The sequence below is a fragment of the Bacillus sp. F56 genome, assembly GCF_001748205.1.
GTDB classification, from domain to species: domain Bacteria; phylum Bacillota; class Bacilli; order Bacillales; family Bacillaceae; genus Bacillus; species Bacillus stercoris.
Map to the genome: position 1 here is coordinate 819,372 of NZ_BDFC01000004.1, position 18,539 is coordinate 837,910.

General features: G+C 45.1%; 20 protein-coding genes and 1 riboswitch. Of the genes, 16 read left to right on the top strand and 4 right to left on the bottom strand.

Annotated features, from left to right (window positions below):
* Positions 1–165 precede the first annotated feature (165 nt).
* From BFW96_RS04210 to BFW96_RS04220, 3 genes are read left to right on the top strand one after another with little or no spacing between them, the layout of a single operon-like run.
* Positions 166–1,359: an efflux RND transporter periplasmic adaptor subunit gene (locus tag BFW96_RS04210; protein WP_069838743.1), complete on the top strand. Its 1,194-nt coding sequence runs from the start codon at positions 166–168 to the stop codon at positions 1,357–1,359.
* On the top strand, positions 1,343–2,032 hold the full coding sequence (locus BFW96_RS04215; RefSeq protein ID WP_014480848.1) for an ABC transporter ATP-binding protein: 690 nt from the start codon (positions 1,343–1,345) through the stop codon (positions 2,030–2,032). Before BFW96_RS04210 ends, BFW96_RS04215 begins: the two co-directional genes overlap by 17 nt.
* Positions 2,025–3,254 (top strand): ABC transporter permease, encoded by a 1,230-nt coding sequence (locus tag BFW96_RS04220; protein WP_069838744.1) that lies wholly within the window; start codon positions 2,025–2,027, stop codon positions 3,252–3,254. The genes BFW96_RS04215 and BFW96_RS04220 overlap by 8 nt, the downstream gene beginning before the upstream one ends.
* A 33-nt stretch (positions 3,255–3,287) precedes the next feature.
* Here BFW96_RS04220 and BFW96_RS04225 read toward each other — a convergent pair whose 3' ends face one another.
* From BFW96_RS04225 to BFW96_RS04235, 3 genes are all read right to left on the bottom strand, one after another.
* Entirely contained in the window at positions 3,288–3,698 is a 411-nt protein-coding gene (locus BFW96_RS04225; protein WP_014665358.1) for a regulatory YrvL family protein, read from the bottom strand.
* Positions 3,699–3,758: 60 nt separating this feature from the next.
* A complete protein-coding gene (oxdC, locus tag BFW96_RS04230; protein WP_014477958.1) occupies positions 3,759–4,916 on the bottom strand; it encodes an oxalate decarboxylase in 1,158 nt (385 codons plus the stop codon).
* A gap of 120 nt (positions 4,917–5,036) precedes the next feature.
* Entirely contained in the window at positions 5,037–5,189 is a 153-nt protein-coding gene (locus tag BFW96_RS04235; RefSeq protein ID WP_003244090.1) for a YvrJ family protein, read from the bottom strand.
* 201 nt (positions 5,190–5,390) lie between these two features.
* Here BFW96_RS04235 and sigO point away from each other — a divergent pair, with 201 nt between their 5' ends.
* The 5 genes from sigO (at position 5,391) to BFW96_RS04260 (ending at position 9,718) form a co-directional block, all read left to right on the top strand.
* Complete coding sequence (sigO, locus tag BFW96_RS04240) at positions 5,391–5,921, top strand: RNA polymerase sigma factor SigO (RefSeq protein ID WP_003228469.1); 531 nt, start codon at positions 5,391–5,393, stop codon at positions 5,919–5,921.
* Positions 5,922–5,924: 3 nt separating this feature from the next.
* Complete coding sequence (gene rsoA / locus BFW96_RS04245; protein WP_014665355.1) at positions 5,925–6,164, top strand: sigma-O factor regulator RsoA; 240 nt, start codon at positions 5,925–5,927, stop codon at positions 6,162–6,164.
* A 151-nt stretch (positions 6,165–6,315) separates the two neighbouring features.
* The gene (gene yvrH / locus BFW96_RS04250; RefSeq protein ID WP_041521425.1) at positions 6,316–7,029 is read left to right on the top strand and encodes a two-component system response regulator YvrH; all 714 of its coding nucleotides are present in this window, start codon (positions 6,316–6,318) and stop codon (positions 7,027–7,029) included.
* Positions 7,026–8,768, top strand: coding sequence for a two-component system sensor histidine kinase YvrG (yvrG, locus tag BFW96_RS04255; RefSeq protein ID WP_069838745.1), 1,743 nt, complete (start codon positions 7,026–7,028; stop codon positions 8,766–8,768). Before yvrH ends, yvrG begins: the two co-directional genes overlap by 4 nt.
* 71 nt (positions 8,769–8,839) lie before the next feature.
* Positions 8,840–9,718, top strand: coding sequence for an SMP-30/gluconolactonase/LRE family protein (locus BFW96_RS04260; RefSeq protein ID WP_069838746.1), 879 nt, complete (start codon positions 8,840–8,842; stop codon positions 9,716–9,718).
* A gap of 37 nt (positions 9,719–9,755) precedes the next feature.
* Here BFW96_RS04260 and BFW96_RS04265 read toward each other — a convergent pair whose 3' ends face one another.
* Positions 9,756–10,547, bottom strand: a complete 792-nt coding sequence (locus BFW96_RS04265) for an SDR family NAD(P)-dependent oxidoreductase (RefSeq protein ID WP_015384617.1) — start codon at positions 10,545–10,547, stop codon at positions 9,756–9,758.
* A gap of 152 nt (positions 10,548–10,699) precedes the next feature.
* Positions 10,700–10,839: riboswitch (cobalamin riboswitch) on the top strand.
* A gap of 106 nt (positions 10,840–10,945) precedes the next feature.
* On the opposite strand from BFW96_RS04265, the gene BFW96_RS04270 reads away from it, so the two are divergent.
* From BFW96_RS04270 to liaG, 8 genes are all read left to right on the top strand, one after another.
* Positions 10,946–11,890, top strand: coding sequence for an ABC transporter substrate-binding protein (locus BFW96_RS04270; RefSeq protein WP_069838747.1), 945 nt, complete (start codon positions 10,946–10,948; stop codon positions 11,888–11,890).
* The gene (locus BFW96_RS04275) at positions 11,853–12,914 is read left to right on the top strand and encodes a FecCD family ABC transporter permease (RefSeq protein ID WP_069838748.1); all 1,062 of its coding nucleotides are present in this window, start codon (positions 11,853–11,855) and stop codon (positions 12,912–12,914) included. The genes BFW96_RS04270 and BFW96_RS04275 overlap by 38 nt, the downstream gene beginning before the upstream one ends.
* Positions 12,914–14,242, top strand: coding sequence for an ABC transporter ATP-binding protein (locus BFW96_RS04280; RefSeq protein WP_083252806.1), 1,329 nt, complete (start codon positions 12,914–12,916; stop codon positions 14,240–14,242). The genes BFW96_RS04275 and BFW96_RS04280 overlap by 1 nt, the downstream gene beginning before the upstream one ends.
* 23 nt (positions 14,243–14,265) lie before the next feature.
* Positions 14,266–14,853, top strand: coding sequence for a cob(I)yrinic acid a,c-diamide adenosyltransferase (locus BFW96_RS04285; RefSeq protein WP_069838750.1), 588 nt, complete (start codon positions 14,266–14,268; stop codon positions 14,851–14,853).
* A gap of 168 nt (positions 14,854–15,021) precedes the next feature.
* Entirely contained in the window at positions 15,022–16,290 is a 1,269-nt protein-coding gene (locus tag BFW96_RS04290) for an MFS transporter (protein ID WP_014665343.1), read from the top strand.
* 161 nt (positions 16,291–16,451) lie between these two features.
* Positions 16,452–16,832 carry a cell envelope stress-induced membrane anchor protein LiaI gene (liaI, locus tag BFW96_RS04295; protein ID WP_040081851.1) on the top strand — a complete coding sequence of 127 codons (381 nt, stop codon included), beginning with the start codon at positions 16,452–16,454 and terminating at the stop codon, positions 16,830–16,832.
* Positions 16,833–16,858: 26 nt separating this feature from the next.
* On the top strand, positions 16,859–17,536 hold the full coding sequence (gene liaH, locus BFW96_RS04300; RefSeq protein WP_069838751.1) for a stress responsive protein LiaH: 678 nt from the start codon (positions 16,859–16,861) through the stop codon (positions 17,534–17,536).
* A 100-nt stretch (positions 17,537–17,636) separates the two neighbouring features.
* Entirely contained in the window at positions 17,637–18,512 is an 876-nt protein-coding gene (gene liaG / locus BFW96_RS04305; protein WP_069838752.1) for a LiaG family protein, read from the top strand.
* Positions 18,513–18,539 lie beyond the last annotated feature (27 nt).

Genomic DNA, 18,539 nt, shown 5'->3' on the forward strand with positions numbered 1-18,539 from the left:
TCCCGGTTCGAAGCCGGGATTTTTTTTTATTCGCCGCGAAAATACAATTTTTCTATTTGATTCCGTCATTTTAATAAAAAGATTGCAAGTCTTTTTGAATTAATAGATAATATTGGTTAGAATGTTTCGAAAATATTACAATGTTTACAGAAAGAGGAGATCGTTGTGTCCAAGAAGAAAAAATGGCTTATTGGCGGCGCGATATGTGCTGGTGTGCTTGTACTGGCTGGGATCGGCGCCGGCGGTTTTTACTTTTTTACTCACATGAACCAAATTGCCGTATCATCGGAGCCCTATGCTGAATCGGTAGCGGTATACATGGGAGGAGATTCAGAATCAGGCCAAACGTTTTCTGGAAAGGTTGAACCTGAAAAACAGCAGAAAGTATACATAGATTCAGAAAAAGGCAGTATTAAAAAAACATACGTCAAAGAAGGCGATCAGGTTAAAAAGGGCGATAAGCTTTTTGAGTATGAGGGCGAGGATCACTCTGATGAAATTGAGCAGGCCAATTTGCAAATCGAAATGACAACTTTGCAAATCAGCCGTTTGCAAAAATCAATAACAGAAACGGAAAAGAAGCTGAAAGCGGCAGGGAAAGAAGAGAAAGCCCAGCTTCAAGATGAAATTGACCAAGCCAATTTCGATTTGAAAACAAGCCAGCTCGAACTGAAACAGCATCAAAAAGAACTGGCTGGCCTGACGAAAAACAAAGGTTCCAATGTCATTACAAGCAAGCATGATGGAATCGTTCAAAGTGTCAATCAGGATATCGCTGACGGGGCAACAGGCGACCAGGCAACAGGCCCGTATATCCAGATTGTTTCGACAGGCAAATATCTGGTCAAAAGCCAAATCAATGAGCTGTTAATGGACACGATCAAAAAAGGCAGCAAAGTCAGGGTTACGCTGAAAACAGGCGGTGAGGGCGAGTGGAAAGGAAAGGTCACCTCGATTGGCAAGCTTCCAGCGGGAGCAGGCGAGGGTGAAGAATCAGAAAGCTTTTCTGATGAAGAAATGAATCCACAGTCCTCTAACTATCCTTTCACCATTTTATTAGACAGCCATAAAGGTCTTGAAGTCGGCTATCATGTCAACATCGAAGTGGTGAGTGATGATGCTGATGCGGATACGATCAAGCTGCCGTCCGACATGGTCATTCAGGATGACGGCGAACCGTATGTGTGGAAAGCTGATGAGAAGCAGAAAGCGGTTAAGCAGCCTGTTGAAATCGGAGAGACAGATGAAAATGACATGGTGGAAATTAAGAGCGGCCTGACGCCGGAAGATTATGTAATCTACCCTGATCCCGCGGTCAAGGAAGGAAAGCAGGTTACAGTCAATGCTGACACTGAATAATATTTCGAAATCGTACAAGCTGGGAAAAGAAGAAGTTCCAATCTTGAAACATATCAATCTGACTGTCCAGGCAGGGGAGTTTTTGGCTATTATGGGGCCTTCGGGTTCTGGAAAGTCAACGTTAATGAATATTATCGGCTGTTTGGACAGGCCGACCTCGGGAACCTATACGCTTGATCAGATCGATATATTGAAAGGGAAAGACGGAGCTTTAGCCGAAATTCGCAACGAATCAATCGGGTTTGTGTTTCAAACTTTTCATTTGCTGCCGCGTCTCACCGCGCTGCAAAATGTTGAGCTGCCGATGATTTACAATAAAGTGAAGAAAAAAGAGAGAAGGCAACGGGCATATGAAGCGCTGGAAAAGGTCGGATTAAAAGACAGGGTCTCCTACAAACCTCCTAAGCTGTCAGGCGGTCAAAAGCAGCGGGTGGCGATAGCGAGAGCCCTTGTCAATCAGCCGAGGTTTATTTTAGCTGATGAACCGACCGGGGCGCTTGATACCAAATCAAGTGAACAAATTTTGTCACTGTTTTCCGAACTTCATCGGGAAGGCAAGACCATTATTATGATAACCCACGACCCGGACGTCGCCAAAAAAGCTGACAGAACGGTTTTTATCAGAGACGGAGAGTTGGTATTAGATGAGAGAGGGGATATCAGCCATGCTTGAACATATTCGAATCTCCTTTCAATCCATTTTCTCTCATAAATTAAGATCCATTCTGACAATGCTAGGCGTGATTATCGGCATAGCGGCAATCATTGCGATTGTTTCAATGCTGAAGGGCCAAAGTGAGCAATTAAAGCAAAGTATGATCGGCATGGGAAACAACGCGATCAACGTTGTCTACCAGCCGTCTGGCGGTGAAGAGGAGGGCGGAGGCCCTCAGGTTTCGTATACGTCCGCGCCGCCTGTAGCTGAAGAAACAGTAAAGGCGATCAAATCTGATCCTATTGTTAAAGGATTATCCTTATATTACATGTCAGAAGGCGCGAGCGTTTTTCATTTAACAAACGTTTCGTATCCCCAAGTGTACGGAGTGGACGATGATTACTTCGATATGTTCCCAATCCGAATAACCGAAGGGAGAAAGCTGGCGGAAAACGAATTAAACACCACTCACCAAGTGGTGATGATCAATGAAGCTGTCAGAGATGAACTGTTTCCAGAAGGAGACGCTCTGCATAAAAGCATTGAAATGAATGGTGTGCCGTTTAAGGTCGTCGGTGTTTTTAAAGAAAAAAATCAACAGGAAAGCATGTTTGAAGGCGACTATGCGAACCCGGTTTTGTACGTGCCGAAAAAAGTGTGGCCGCTTATTGAAGGGTTTGACGCGCCAACGCAGATTGCTGTGCAGGCTGATTCTTCTGAGCATATCCAAGAAGCGGGTGTAATGGCTGCGGATCTTTTAAATCAGGGACTGTCAGAAGCTGAGTTGGAGAAAGCAGAGTACAGTGTAATGGATCTTCAGGAGATCGCGCAGGAAGTAGAGTCCTTTAATCAGTCATTTGCATTGCTGCTTGGCGGAATCGCCAGTATTTCACTTTTGGTGGGCGGTATCGGCGTCATGAACATTATGCTCGTTTCCGTAACGGAGCGCACGAGAGAAATCGGAATTAAGAAAGCGCTCGGTGCTAAGCGGCGTGTGATTTTATTTCAATTTTTAACCGAGGCTGTCGTGCTGACAAGCATTGGCGGAATACTCGGTGTGCTGGCGGGCTTCGGCATCGCCAAGCTGCTGACGGTCATTTTTCCGATGCCTTTTATCGTCTCCGTTCCAGCTGTTGTCGGAGCACTCATCTTTTCAATGGCAGTCGGCATTATCTTCGGTTTGCTTCCGTCCATCAAGGCATCTAAGCTTCAGCCTGTAGACGCGCTGCGCTATGAATAAAAAGAACGCATCCAATTGGAATGCGTTCTTTTTTTAGCTGGGAAGTGCTGAGTTGCATTTGTCTAAAATCAAAAATACGGCTGCGATGATCATTTCTTCAGTGGTAGACAGCCAGATGTCGCTGATCATTTCGTCTGTTGTATGAGCAGTCATCCATAAAAACAGAAGCTGGACGATGCCTGCTAGGAGAATGAATAAGCGTTTGTCTGTCTTAAAAAATGTAAAACTATGTATCATCAGGCGTTCAAACGGTTCTAGAAATAGCCCAAGGATAAGAAATAACACAGCAAAAAGCAGGACATGAGCTGCTGAGCGATAGCTCGTTCCCGCTAAAGAAAATAATATATAGATGACAGCAAAATAGGTCAGCACCACTGCTGCTGCGGCCAGCAAGTATTTGATGGAGAGCCGCAATAATAGTTTTGAAGACGTTTGATGTTTCACAGGTTCAGCTCCTTATGAAGGCTTGCAGAGAACGAGTGCTCTCTGCAAGCTGTAAGTCTATTATTTACTGCATTTCTTTTTCACAACTGGGTGCTTTTCTTTTGAAAGCACATCAGTAAAATCTTTGCCTAAGTCAAGGTGCGCTTGAACAAATGTTTCAGGAAGCATAGCAAGCCATTGGTTTAAAGATACATCGGCATAATGGTCGTCTTTGAAGATTTCTAAAAAGACAAGCGGTTCATCCCCAATGTTTTCAACATAATGACCCATTGCAAATGGTACATATCCGACATCACCGGCTTGGTAGTTAAACGTTCTGGCATGGCCGTCAGATGCAAAGACGGTCATTCTTGCTTTACCGGAGATGTAGTATTGCCATTCGTGTGTATTCGGATGCCAGTGCAGCTCTCTCATGGCGCCGGGTTCTACTGTTACGAGCGCTGATGCGATGGTTTTAGACACTTTGAAGTTTGTCGAATCTGCAATGTATACTTTCCCTCCCTCAGATTCAATCGGCTCTTGTTCAAGAAGGCGGTAAGTAAATGGATAAGGCACTTCGCCGTTCGGCCCTTCCACAATGTCATCTTTTAAGCTGCCAGGGAGTTGGTTTTCAAATATATATTTTTCTTTGCCTGGCAAATTAGCAATCTCTTCTTTTGTCACGCCGAAGTTCGCAGCAATCACTTCTTTTGGAGTGTGGGCAAGCCAATCTGTCAGCTGGAACGTGCTGTTTTCTGAGAATGATCCATCGTCAAACACAAGCAGGAATTCAGCCCCCTCATCCAGCGCTTGGATAGAGTGCGGCAGGCCTGACGGGAAGTACCAAAGGTCACCTTCACCTACATCATCAATAAAGCTGCGCCCTTTTTCATCAACAATTGTGACTCTTGCGCTTCCGTAAATCATATAAGCCCATTCTGCTTCTTTATGCCAGTGCAGCTCGCGAATGGCGCCTGGCTTCAGCCGCATATTTACAGATGCAAGGTTTTCTGAAATCGGCAGTTCACGTACTGTCACTTCACGGGCATATCCGCCTTTTTCTAATCGATTATGAGTGTCAGAGAACGAAAACTTCATATTGCTGACGGTGCCATGATCGGTTTCAGGCGGAACAAGCATATCAGGGTTTTGCCGGTCTCTTTCAATATTGCGTGGGATTTTTACCGTTGCTCCTTTGTCTCCTCTAATTGGCTGCGGAATGTCATTTTGTTTTTTCATGAAATGTTTCCTCCTTAGATTTAATTGTGATAGCAGAAAGAGAAGGTGAAAGGCCTTTCGTTTTCCCTTCTGTTTTGTTAAGTGAAAAAAATCAGTGAAAAGTCAACTTTGATTGAAAAATTATTTTTTTGCATGATCTTTCAGTTCTGTCATTAGTTCAATGAGTTGATCAAACTTCTTTTCGAACCGGGTCAGCAGGTACATTGCAATCAGCGCGGGAAACCCCAAATTGCCGATTTGTTTTACGACTTCCTCTATAAAAACCTGATCCATAGGAAAATACCTCCCTTCTTTTTCTGCAGTCATGTATGTAAGTGAAGGAAATCCGATAAAACGTAAACTGCTGCAAAGTATTTTGGAAGACACTAGTCGGAAAGTAGTAGTTTACTTTTTTTTGCTTTCCTTCATTTAATTTAGTAGGGAGGCGGTTTGATGGACTATCAAAGTCTTTTACGGTCAAAATGTAAGGAGATAATGAAGCATCCCATCGTGAAGCATTTTTTGAGCAATCCTCAGCATTACCGTTTGTTCAAAAACGTAATGGAAAGCCCTAACGAAAAAGATGCAAAATCATTGGACGAGCTATTTAAGCAGTTTTATAAAGAAATCCGCATCGTCAAGTATATGAATTCAATGATTCGCATCTTTTCTATTGATTTTGATAAGCGGGTTCGCAAAAATCAAAAACGGTATCCGCTGACGGTAGATCATCCGGAGGCAGGAGATCGACTTCCTTCCGAAACAGGAAGCGATGCATTTGAAGAATTTTTAGACCGGCAGGATGATTTGAGTCAGCATGTTCAGGATTATCAGCTCTACCAAGCGATTCAGAATCTGACTGACAAACAAAAAAGCGTGCTGACGAAAGTGTATCTTCACGGTGCCACGATGCAGGAGATTGCAGATTCATTAGGGGAGTCCCGGCAAAACATTTCCAACATTCATAAAAAGGGACTGGAGAATATCAGAAAGCAGCTAGCGGCGCAAAAAAAGGGGGAAAAGTAAGCTGTGAACGGCCAGTTTGAACAAAAAAAGAAACAAAATGACGAGACTTTTGACATTGAGCACCTGATTGCATGCTTTTCACCGATGATCAGAAAAAAACTCAGCAATACGTCCTATCAAGAAAGAGAAGATTTAGAGCAAGAGCTGAAGATCAAAATGTTTGAAAAGGCTGATATGCTTTTGTGTCAGGATGTCCCGGGATTTTGGGAGTTTATTTTGTACATGGTAGATGAGAACTCATAATATTTTCATATAAAAAAACATCAAAAGGGAGCGCTTGTTTGCTCCTTTTTTGCTGTTTTGATTTGCCAAGCTCCAATGTATTCAAAAATGTACCATAAATAAACGATATAATGATAAGATGAAAAAAACAGTGACAGAAAGGAACATAAAAGTGGAAAATGCGTCAATTTTAATCGTAGACGATGAGAAAGCGATTGTGGACATGATCAAACGCGTTCTCGAAAAAGAAGGTTATCGAAATATACTGGATGCGGCAAGCGCAGAAGAAGCGATTCCTGTTGTGAAGGCCAATAAGGTTGACTTAATTGTGCTGGATGTCATGATGGGCGGAATGTCCGGTTTTGAAGCCTGCACGCTGATCAGAGAGTATTCAGAAGCTCCGATTTTTTTCCTGACGGCAAGATCATCCGACGCGGACAAATTATCGGGCTTTGCGGTCGGAGCTGATGACTATATCACAAAACCATTTAATCCGCTGGAATTAGCGGCGCGGATCAGAGCGCATCTCAAGCGTACATATCAATCGAAAGAAACGAGTTCAAATCAAACATACACATATGATTATTTTACTTTTTCTCCGCAAAATGCCGAGCTGATTGTAGGCGGGGAAGCTGTTGCTTGTTCAGCTCAGCTTCTGCAACTTTTGCAGTATTTTTGTGAACACCCTAACGTGGTGCTTTCCAAGGATCAAATATATGAAAAAGTATGGGGCTACCCTTCCTATGGTGACAACAACACCGTCATGGTTCATATTCGCAAGCTTAGGGAGAAGATTGAGCGCGATCCGAGCAATCCGGAGTATATTGTAACCGTTCGAGGTCTCGGCTATCGTTTTATCCCAAATCCTGAAGGCAAGCGGTCATGAGGTTAAGATGGAAGTTTTTGTTTCACTTTTTCGGGCAGATGCTGATTGTGATCCTGCTGCTTACAGTAATGCTGGTAGCGTCGTTTTTCTATTTAGACGCTCGTTTTAGCGATGCGGAATCCAATTCGGGGCTGACAAAGGCGACGACCGACACACTTGAGGCATATCTCGATGTAAACGAAGACGGGACATGGGAAGTGGATAATTTCCTGAAGAAATCTGTCGATAAACAGCACGGCTGGATGCAAATCATTGATTCGGAAGGAAACACTGATTATTCCTACGGCGTGCCAAAAGACGTGCCGGGCACCTATACCAAGAAAGAGCTATTGTCTATTTATAAAATCAAAAAGCTTCATAACTATAAACTGAATTATTGGGCTATCAATATTGAAGATAAGTCGTATCTTCTATTGTTCGGCTGGAAATCAAAGAGTGAACAGCTCCTGACTTCCGTAGAAAAACGCGAACAAAAGATAGACGATCTAGCGCACTATAAGTCTGGCACCATCGACTATATTAAGCAGAAAAAAGGCGCTATTTACCTGTTAGACAGCAATGGAAACATTCTCGACAGCATCAACAGCACAAAAAGCGAAAGAAAAACGATGAACCAGCTGGAGCTGCTGAAATACAGCTCTAAACCTTGGAACTATAAGCGGGAAATTTCCGTTAAGATTCTCAATAAAGACAGATGGATGGTCGCTACGGTGCCGAACCCTGTCTATGTAACCGATCAGGAGTTTAACAAATCATTCCTGAAGGTTGTATTAAAAGCGATGTTTCTTGTTATGGGCGTTTTGTTCATGTATATCATTTGGATGACCGTTTGGTATATGTTCCGGTTCGGGCTGCCGATTTTTCACACGATTCGATGGCTGGTCAATCTGTCAAAAGGGAAGCTTGAGGAACCCAGAAACCGGGAAGGCCATCCTGTCAGCAAAAATAAAAAGGGGAAAATCAAACAGCCGTACCGCTTTTTCGGTGAGATATTTGAATCAATGGATCAGCTGACCGAAACGCTGAGAAGGGATAAAAGAAACAGGGAAAAAATCCAGGCGACAAGGGAAGAATGGATCGCCGGTTTGTCACATGACTTAAAAACACCGCTCAGCAGCATTTACGGCTACAGCATGATGCTCGAGTCGAAGCAATATGACTGGTCGCCGGAAGAAGTGAAAGAAATGGGGCAGGTTGTCAGAGAAAAATCTGAATACATGTCCAAGCTGATTGAAGACTTAAATTTAACGTATCGGCTGAAAAATGATGCTCTTCCTATTGAGAGAAATCTCACTAGCCTTATCCCGTTTTTTAAAAATGTCATTGAGGATTTTAAGAAAAATCCGTTTTCTGAAGGCTATGATATCTCGTTTGTATCCAAAGAAGAGCATATTGAATTTGCCCTTGATGAAGCGTGGTTCAGGCGCATATTAGAAAACCTCCTTGGGAATGCCGTGAAGCACAACGACAAAGGAACAGAGATTCAAGTCATTCTGGAGCAAACAAAAAATCATATATCTTTAAAGGTGAAGGACAATGGGAAAGGAATGGATGAAGAAACGATTACCCATTTGTTTAACCGTTACTACAGAGGGACGAACACAAAAGATTCAACTGCCGGAACGGGTCTCGGGCTCGCGATTGCCAAGGAGCTTGTCCATCTCCATAACGGAACGATCCATGTGAACAGCAGAATGAACATTGGAACGGTCATTACCATCCTTTTTAAAAAACAATAAACATCAAGTGGTTTGGACACCTCTTTGCCGGGAATAACAATATATAGACTGAAGCTAAAGAGGTGTAACACATGGATGCAGTATTGGAAGCAGACACTCGGGCAGTGATTGGAGAAGGCCCGTTATGGGATGAAGAAAACGGCCGCTTATATTGGGTTGATATCCTGGGGAGCGAGCTCCATATCTTTGACCCTGAAGAAAAAATCAACCGATCAATCAAATTCAAATCCTTTGTGACGGCGCTTGCGAAATATTCAAAGGATGAACTGATTATGATGATGAAGGACGGGTTTTACCTGTATCATCTTCGGGATGACAGCTTGGAAAAAATTAAACAGCCGAAGGACATGCATGAGAGCCTGAGATTTAATGATGCTAAATGTGACCCGTACGGAAGGCTTTGGGCGGGGACAACGAGCATGGAAGGCGAGCAAAAACAGGCGTCGCTGTACCGTTTGAATCTAGACGGCAGTCTTGTCAAAATCAAGGATCAAGTCTCCACCTCAAACGGTTTGGATTGGGACCGCGAGCGGAATTTGATGTATTACATCGACACGCCGACGCAGGAGATTGTGCGTTACAGCTATGATCCTCAAAGCGGAGATGTTTCGAATCCAGAACCTGTCTATCGTTTTGATCAGTCAGACGGATTGCCGGACGGCATGACAATTGACCAAAATGGCATGCTGTGGGTGGCGCTGTTTGGCGGCAGCCGCGTTGTTCACATTGACCCGTTTCAGAAAAAAGAAATCAATTCAATCAGCGTGCCGGCTAAATATGTCACGTGCTGCGCGTTCGGCGGCAGAGACTTAAAAACCCTTTACATTACAACGGCAACAGAACAAATGACAGAAAAAGAGAGATACGAGCAGCCTCACGCTGGAGGGTTGTTTTCAGCACAACTGGAAACAGGCGGATATCAGCCGGTACCATTTGCTGGAGACGTATAAAAAAAACGCATCCGAAACACGGATGCGTTTTTTTATACTACAGAGAACGGATAATGCCGCCTTCCACACGCTGTGCCGTGCCGTTAATGGCGGATGCGGCGTCAGACGCGAGGAATACGATTGTGTTAGCGACTTCTTCTGCTGTCGCGTATCGCTGAATAAGTGAGGTTGGCTCATTGACCTTGAAATAGTCTTTGATAAATGTGTCTGTATCCTGGCCGGCTGCTTGTGCGGCACCTTCCATATAGGATGCCACGCCCTCTGTCCAAGTAGGTCCCGGGAGCACTGAGTTAACCGTCACATTTGTGCCTTTTGTCATTTCAGCCATTCCTCTTGAAAGGCTGATCAGCGCCGTTTTTGTCATTGAGTATGGAATCATCGTTGGCAGCGGTTTGACGCCTGCTTCACTTGCAATATTTAAAATGCGGCCGCTGTTTTTGGCAAGCATTTTTGGAAGGAAGTGACGGCTTGTCCGAACGGCGCTCATCACGTTCACTTCGAAATATTGATTCCACTCTTCATCTGTCACATCGGCGAAGTCTTTTACCTCGAAGAAACCAAGGTTGTTGACAAGGATATCGATATCACCGATTTCATTTACTTTTTCGATAAAAGCCGCTGCTTCATCTGTTTTTGACAAATCGGCAGCAGCACCGTGCACTGTTCCATAGCCAGAAAGCTCTTCAATGGTGCGATCGACAGTCTCCTGTTTGCGTCCGTTGACAATGACTGCCGCACCCTCTTGCAGAAAGCTTTTTGCGGCGGCTTTCCCGATACCGGACGTCGAGCCGGTGATTAAGACGAGTTTGTCTTTTAGCTGTAAATCCATAAGAATCATTCCTTTTGATTGATGATGGTATTAAGTATACAAGATCAAATTTAGTGTTTACGAGGATTTTGCTCCCATACACAATACGGGAAAAGTCATTCAGGACACATATACAAGCCTGTCAGTCATATAGTATAATTACTCCGAAAAAAGGATACGAATGTCAAATAGGTGCCGGTCCGTGGACAACAGCCGGCTTAATAGGGAAACCGGTACAAGCCGGTGCGGTCCCGCCACTGTAATTGGCCAAAGCGCCAAGAGCCAGGATACCTGCCTGTTTGATCAGCACGAATTCTGCGAGGACAGATGAGGTGTAAACAATAGGCTTTTTTGTGTTGTTTACAGCATCTTTACCGTCGTAGAGATGCTTTTTTTAGTTCTTTTAGGAGGAAAAGTGTATGAAAAAACGAGCCGGGATATGGACTGCGCTCCTGCTGGCCGCTGTTATGCTGGCAGGCTGCGGCAATTCTGCGGATCAGAAGGATTCCAAGGCAAAACAAAAGACAGAAGCGTTCCCTGTCACCATTGATGATGCGTCAAACCAGGATGTAACCATCAAAAAAGAGCCGAAAAAGATTGTTTCATTAATGCCGAGCAACACAGAAATTACATATGCACTCGGCCTTGGTGACAAAGTGGTCGGTGTCACCACAAACGACACCTATCCAAAGGAAGTCAAAAAGGTTGAGAAAGTCGGAGATATGAATGTAAACGTTGAAAAAGTCATTTCTCTAAAACCAGATCTCGTTCTGGCCCATGAGTCTTCCATGTCAGCATCAGCGGATGCCATCAAACAGCTGAAGGACGCGGGCATTACCGTGCTGACTGTCAATGATGCACAATCATTCTCCGAGGTGTACAAATCAATCGAAATGATCGGAGAAGCTGCCGGGGCTGAGAAACAAGCCGATCAGCTCGTGAAAAGCATGAAATCAGATGTAAAGGATATTCAAGAAAAAGCGAAAACCATTTCAAAGGACGAGGAGAAAAGTGTATTTATCGAGGTTTCTCCTGACCCTGATATTTATACAACCGGAAAAGATACGTTCATGAATGAAATGCTGAATGTCATCCATGCTAAAAACGCAGCGGCGGATCAGACTGGCTGGGTGCAAATGACAGACGAGGCGATTGTAAAACTCAATCCTGATGCAATTGTTACAACGGACGGTGTGAAAGCGAAAGCTGTGGAAAAACGCAATGGGTGGAGCGAAATCAATGCTGTGAAACATCATCGTGTATATGATGTGGACCCTGATCTTGTGACACGTTCGGGTCCCCGTCTGATCGAAGGGGTCGAAGAACTTGCGGAAAGCATTTACCCAAATACGTTTAAGGAATAATCGTTTTACCGCATATATCATTGGTTTCTCATTTTTAGCCGTGAGCATCATCTTAGGAATTTCTTGCGGCAGCCTGCATATTCCTATTCCCGCTGTCTTTCGTGTCTTTTGGCATCAAGGTTTCGGCGGCTCTATCGGCTCTGATGATCCGATGTACTCTAATATTATGATGAATATCAGACTGCCGAGAGTTGTGCTGGCCGCCCTTGTGGGGGCGGCTCTTTCTATCGCAGGGGCCGCTTTTCAGGGGCTGCTGAAAAATCCGCTTGCTGATCCCTATACGCTCGGTGTTTCATCCGGTGCTTCAGTTGGCGCGGTTGTGACCCTATTCTTTAGCCTGCAGCTTCCTGGCATCGGAGGGTTTACACTCCCGGTTATGAGTGTAGCCGCGGCGCTTGCCACGATCGCGGCGGTCCTTTCCTTCAGCCGCCTCGTTCACACTTCGATGTCTGTTTCCACCCTCATTTTGACTGGTGTTATCATCAACTCTTTTTTGGGCGCATTTATTTCTCTTATCATCGCCTTGACAGGAGACAACCTGCTTCCGATTGTGCATTGGCTGCTTGGCAGCGTTTCAATGAGAGGCTGGAGTTATGTTATTCTGTTTCTTCCGTTTTTTCTTTTGGGAACCATTTTATTGATTATAAACGGAAGGGAGCTGAACGTGATGACATATGGAGAAGACAAAGCAAAGCTTCTCGGAGTCAGCGTTCAGAAAAGGAAGATGATGATTTTAATAGCCGGCTCTCTTTTGACCGGAAGCGCTGTGGCAGTGTCGGGCACGATCGGCTTTGTCGGCCTTGTCATTCCGCATATCACAAGGCTTTTGTGGGGAACAGACCATCGGCATTTACTGCCGCTTTCCGCCTTGCTCGGCGCAGGATTTCTCGTTTTAGCCGATCTGCTTTCCAGAACGATCATTGAGCCAATTGAACTGCCGATCGGGATCATTACGTCCTTGGCTGGAGCGCCTGTGTTCGCTCTAATTTTAATTCGGCAGCACCGCGGGAGGAAAAGCCTATGATGAAGGCAGAAGGATTGTCGGGAGGATACGGCGACAGCTGCCTAGTCAACAATGTCAGCTTAACAGTGGAGAAGGGGGAATTCCTCGGAATTCTCGGCCCTAATGGAAGCGGGAAAACCACGCTTTTGCACTTGCTGACAGGCACGCTGCCGGCCAAGGAAGGCAGCATTTATCTGGCCGGAAAACCGCTGGCGGACTATAAACCGAAGGAACTGGCGCAAATCATGGCTGTCCTGCCGCAAAAAACGGATCAAGCCTTCACCTTTACCGTCGAAGAAACTGTGGCCTTTGGCAGATATCCATTCCAAACGGGGCTGTTCAGACAGCAGACTGAAAAGGATAAAGCGATTGTACAGAAAGCAATGGAGCAAACAGGAGTGGCCGCTTTTGCGCAAAAGCCGGTCCGCGAACTAAGCGGAGGGGAACAGCAGCGGGTGTATTTGGCCCAAGCTTTGGCGCAGCAGCCGCGTATTTTATTTTTGGACGAGCCGACCAATTTTCTCGATCTGGCTTATCAAAAAGACCTGCTTGATCTGATTAAACGCCTGACGAGTGAAAGCGGATTGGCAACTGTCAGCGTTTTTCATGATTTGAACACCGCAAGCCTGTACTGTGATGGGCTCATGTTTATGAAAAACGGCACCGCAGGGCCTAAGCAAAAACCGGAATATGCTGTCACAGAACATCGCATAAAGGCGGTGTACGATACAGATGTCACCGCCTTGGTTCATCAAAGCTCACCTAAACCGATGATTGTGATTCAGCCTGAAAAAGACAGCGAAAAGCGGCAGTTTATCCCATTTGAAGCATTGCTCCAAGCGGGGCGTGATGATATTCTTCTGCAAACGGAAATCCCGCTTCGAACATTGTCCTCGACGCCTATCGGTGCAGGGTTTTCGTGGAGCAGAACGCTGATCCATAAACGGCTGCCAGATCAGTCAGATCGGATAAAAGGACTTGCAGCCTATCTTTCAGAGAACGGTTTTCAACTGGAGGAAACGTGTGCGACCGCATCTTCAGAAAGGCTTGACCGTTTCGTTTATCGAACGTTTGAAGATGAAGAGTTATCTGTTTTCATATGCGTTCTGACCGGCTTTTCCATTTGGATTTTGATTAATGGCTATGCGTCAGATCAATTCTTCATCAAAGCTCTTATGGCTGCCGAAGCAGAACGGACGAAAGTGCTGGGAGACAGACGAGATACAGGTGATATTCTCGTCGCCGCGACCCAAACTCAGCAATCTGAAAACACAGAACAGCGGCTGAATCAATTGATAAAGAACGGAACAGCTGAATGTGTAAAAGAGGCTGCTGAGCTGTTTGAATAAGTCTGTGTAAAGGAGGTTCAGGTATGAAACTATATACAAAAACAGGCGATAAGGGACAAACGGGCTTAATCGGGGGCAGAACGGACAAGGACAGTCCCCGCGTCGAAAGCTACGGCACGGTTGACGAGCTTAACAGCTTTCTCGGGCTTGCTTTGGCAGAGCTTTCCGGGCAGCCCGGTTTTGAAGATCTGACAGCAGAGCTGCTGACCATCCAGCATGAGCTGTTTGACTGCGGAGGCGATCTGGCAATCGTCACAGAAAGAAAAGACTACAAACTAACGGAAGAATCTGTTTCCTTTTTAGAAACGCGCATTGATGCCTATACTGCAGAAGCGCCGGAACTGAAGAAATTTATTCTTCCAGGCGGATCGAAGGGTGCTTCGCTTCTTCATGTAGCGCGTACCATTACAAGGCGGGCAGAACGAAGAGTGGTGACACTGATGAAATCGGAGGAGATTCATGAAACAGTGCTGCGTTATCTCAATCGACTGTCCGACTATTTATTTGCCGCTGCACGGGTTGTGAATGCAAGAAGCGGTATTGGCGATGTAGAATATGAAAGGAGTGCTATTGTGTTTCGGGACCGAAACAGCAGTGAATCGGAAAAGTAGAAGTGAGAGCCGGCGTGTTCATATACATGCCGGCTTTTTTGTTTTTCACCCTGTCAATTTCCCATTTTGCGACAAAAAATGAACCTTATGAATTATTGACTGAAAAATGGAAAAATGAGATATTGTAATAAATAGATGTAAAAAATAGGCAGTGGGGGGCTCTGATGGATGGTGAATTTAATTGAAAGTGATAGCATCTGGAAGAGAAATTTCAATTATCTGTTTTTCTCAAGAATAGTCAAGATATCCGGCGATATGTTCGCATTTAATTCAATATTATGGTTTTTAATTTATGATGGCAAAGGTGCGATCGGCACTGCTTTATTGATTGCTGTCACTTTTTTGCCGGAAGCCGTGCTGGCGCCTGTGACAGGGCCATTTATGAAACAGAGCACGCTGAAATTTTGGATGTACTTTTCAGATCTGACAAGGGCAGCAATTGTTTTGATTATCCCTCTATGCCATTTTGCGGGCTTCTCTCCGCTGTGGTTTGTCATGACGCTTATGATTGTGCATTCTGCTACTGGAGCTGCCTATAATCCCGCCTCTATCGCTTTGATTCCTCAAATCGTAAATGAACAGGGCATTCAAAAAGCAAACGCTGTGCTGCAATCCTCCGCTCAAATTGTCCGGCTCGGGGCTGTCACATTATGCGGCGCTTTTCTTACATTTATCAGCCCTTCTTATACGATGCTTATCGCACTTGTGCTCTATTTGGTGTCAGGTTTTCTCGTCCTTTTTATTAAGTACACTGCGGTTGAGTCTCAATCAGAGGCTGCTGTTGTGACACAGAGAGGCACGTATATCGGAAGGCTGAAACGCGGTTTTAGGCTCGTCAGAAAGCATCAGATTTTATATCCGCTCGCTATTTACTGTATTTTTATGAATTTCGCGGCTGCCCCTTGGGAAGCTCTCTCAGCCGTATACGTTGCGGAAGATTTAAACGGCCAGCCGATCGTTTACTCGCTTTTAAAGGCCACCACCGCCGCAGGCGCATTTTTATTAGGATTTGTGCTGGCGAAAGTCAAAGTAAACAGGTACGGGCTGCTATTCGTCACTGCCGGCATTATTGAAGGATTTGCTTTCTTTATTACCGGGATGAACACCTTTTTGCCGCTCGTGTTTTTCGCCGCGTTTACCTTTGGCGCCGCAGTCAGTGCTGTTAATGTTCCTGAGTACACGATTATCCAGACCTCTGTGGATAGTGAGGATCAGCCGCAGGTTTACGCCGTTATACATATGATCTCAAATATTTCGATCCCTGCCGGAGCTGTCATTTGCGGATATGCCGCAAATGCTTTCGGCTCAGGAAAAGTGATCGCTGCCGGAGGGATTGTCGAAATTATTGCGGGTATCGGAATTTTGCTGTTTACAAAACTGGCCAAAGCAGAAAGGTCCGACCTGATTAAAGAAAGGGAAGCAAGTGTTCATCTGTAAAGGGTTTTGAAAAGCCATGCCTCGTGCATGGCTTTTTTTTGTGCCGATGGGTCCGGTGCGAGATACGACTCGGGTCTTATATAAAAATCAATCTCTGATTCGTTTTGCATAAATGCCAACTTGTATAAGATGAAGACAAGGAAAACGAAAGGAGGATCTGCATGAAGATAAACAAAAAAACAGTAGGCGGATTCTTATTAATTGTATTTGGGATCTCCGTCTTTTTTGGAGGAGGAAGCTTCGGCTTTATCATCCCGCTCGCCATCGGGAGCTTAATGACATACGCAGGGGTCAAAAGGTTTGCCGCAGGAAAAACCATCACGGGAATCATCGTGGGAGGTATCGGAGCCATTATGCTCATCTGCTCACTTCCGTTTGTCGTCGGAATCGCATTGGCAGCCGCTATGGTGTATTACGGCTGGAAGCTGATGAAAAACGGATCAGCTGATAACGGTGTATCATCTTTTGAGCCTGAACCGGCTTCAGCTGCCTACCAATCTCACTTTGATGACGAATGGGAAGAATTTTTGAAGAAAAAATAATATCAATATATTAGGAGGAATTAGGTATGGTATTAAAAAGAATCAGAGACATGTTTGTTGCGTCAGTTCATGAAGGACTTGATAAAATGGAGAATCCAAAGGTAATGCTGAATCAATATGTACGCGATATGGAAAGTGACATTGCAAAAGCAAAGCAAACAATTGTGAAACAGCACACGATTGCCTATCAATTTAAGAAAAAATATGAAGAAGCCGCTGAAGTGGCTGGCAAACGGAAAAAACAGGCACAGCTCGCCTTTGACGCAGGTGAAGAAGAACTGGCGAAAAAAGCGCTGACTGAAATGAAGTATTTAGAAGGGAAGGCGGCAGAGCATAAAGTTTCCTATGAACAGGCTAACAGTCAGCTGGCTGACCTGAAAGAACAGCTGGCGGCTCTTGAAACAAAGCTTCAAGACGTAAAGGATAAAAAACAGGCGCTGATTGCGCGGGCAAATGCGGCGAAAGCTAAAGAGCATATGAATACGACATTTGACAAAATTGACAGTGAAAGTGCGTATCGTGAATTTTTACGTATTGAAAATCGTATTGAAGAAATGGAAATCCGCGCGAATTATTCAAAGTCAGCGGAAGCCGGCACCGAACTCACACGCAAAGAATTCGCAGATGACGTGGAAGCGGAGATTGAAAAAATGCGGGCGCTCTCACTGCAAAAATCAGACAAGACACAAGCGGCAAATGAATAAGCGGAACGGGGAAGGATTTGCGGTCAAGTCCTTCCCTTCCGCACGTATCAATTCGAAAGCTTTTCCTTTATAATAGAATGAATGAGAAGGATGAAACCGAATGAAAAAAATGCTTGGCAAACTGTTGATCACTGCCGGTATTCTTGTCTTTTTCGCCGTCGTCGTAAAAGACGTGTTTGCCGCAGGCTTGGGTTTCATAAATGGCACAGAAGCCGATTCAGCCAGCGCGTTGCCGCGGGACATTGACAGCATGGTCATAGAGTCCGATAGCAAGGATGTCCGGGTCATAGCGGAAGAACGAAATGACATATCAGCAGGCATTGAAGGAGACTCGGGAAAGTTATTTGTGACTGAAAACAAAAGAAAACTGGTGCTGACCGTAAAGGAAAAAGAATTTCAATTTTTGAATGGGTTTAACCGTTCGACTCTTATCGTCCGGCTTCCGTATGATTACAAAGGTGATCTGACAGTGCGAACCTCAAGCGGGGACGTGTCTGTGGCCGGGAATGGCCATCTTGCGCTTTCCAAGCTGAACGCAGTATGTGCGAGCGGAAATACGAGAGTGACGGACGTCCGCCTTCAAGACCTGAAAGTGAAGGCATCATCCGGGGATGTAACCATTTCAAATACCGTCTCCAAAACAGCCGGCATTGACTTAGCAGCTTCAGGAGACGCAAATCTGGTTCATGTATCAGGCTCTCTTGATGTGAAAATGACTTCAGGAGATTTTAATGCTGTATTGAAAAAGGTAACCGGCCCCGTATCTGTCACGCTGACAAGCGGTGATGCCAATCTAACCCTTCCCCAAAACGGCAGCTTTACAGTCAAAGCGAAATCAGCGAGCGGTGACGTCAGTTCGCCGTATTCATTTGCTGATACAGCACATAAAGAACAGCATCACATCACAGGCTCGCAAGGAAGCGGCCGGCATCCAATCGATATCAAAACGGACAGCGGGGATGTAACGATTCGGTAGCACCAGGCAGAAGAAAGGAGGCGGACA

Bases quoted from the DNA above. Each gene is read 5' to 3' on its own strand.
- BFW96_RS04215 (WP_014480848.1), top strand. From the start codon at position 1,343: ATGCTGACACTGAATAATATTTCGAAATCGTACAAGCTGGGAAAAGAA.
- BFW96_RS04220 (WP_069838744.1), top strand. From the start codon at position 2,025: ATGCTTGAACATATTCGAATCTCCTTTCAATCCATTTTCTCTCATAAA.
- oxdC (WP_014477958.1), bottom strand. From the start codon at position 4,916: ATGAAAAAACAAAATGACATTCCGCAGCCAATTAGAGGAGACAAAGGA.
- BFW96_RS04235 (WP_003244090.1), bottom strand. From the start codon at position 5,189: ATGGATCAGGTTTTTATAGAGGAAGTCGTAAAACAAATCGGCAATTTG.
- sigO (WP_003228469.1), top strand. From the start codon at position 5,391: ATGAAGCATCCCATCGTGAAGCATTTTTTGAGCAATCCTCAGCATTAC.
- yvrG (WP_069838745.1), top strand. From the start codon at position 7,026: ATGAGGTTAAGATGGAAGTTTTTGTTTCACTTTTTCGGGCAGATGCTG.
- BFW96_RS04260 (WP_069838746.1), top strand. From the start codon at position 8,840: ATGGATGCAGTATTGGAAGCAGACACTCGGGCAGTGATTGGAGAAGGC.
- BFW96_RS04265 (WP_015384617.1), bottom strand. From the start codon at position 10,547: ATGGATTTACAGCTAAAAGACAAACTCGTCTTAATCACCGGCTCGACG.
- BFW96_RS04270 (WP_069838747.1), top strand. From the start codon at position 10,946: ATGAAAAAACGAGCCGGGATATGGACTGCGCTCCTGCTGGCCGCTGTT.
- BFW96_RS04280 (WP_083252806.1), top strand. From the start codon at position 12,914: ATGAAGGCAGAAGGATTGTCGGGAGGATACGGCGACAGCTGCCTAGTC.
- BFW96_RS04285 (WP_069838750.1), top strand. From the start codon at position 14,266: ATGAAACTATATACAAAAACAGGCGATAAGGGACAAACGGGCTTAATC.
- BFW96_RS04290 (WP_014665343.1), top strand. From the start codon at position 15,022: ATGGTGAATTTAATTGAAAGTGATAGCATCTGGAAGAGAAATTTCAAT.
- liaI (WP_040081851.1), top strand. From the start codon at position 16,452: ATGAAGATAAACAAAAAAACAGTAGGCGGATTCTTATTAATTGTATTT.
- liaH (WP_069838751.1), top strand. From the start codon at position 16,859: ATGGTATTAAAAAGAATCAGAGACATGTTTGTTGCGTCAGTTCATGAA.
- liaG (WP_069838752.1), top strand. From the start codon at position 17,637: ATGAAAAAAATGCTTGGCAAACTGTTGATCACTGCCGGTATTCTTGTC.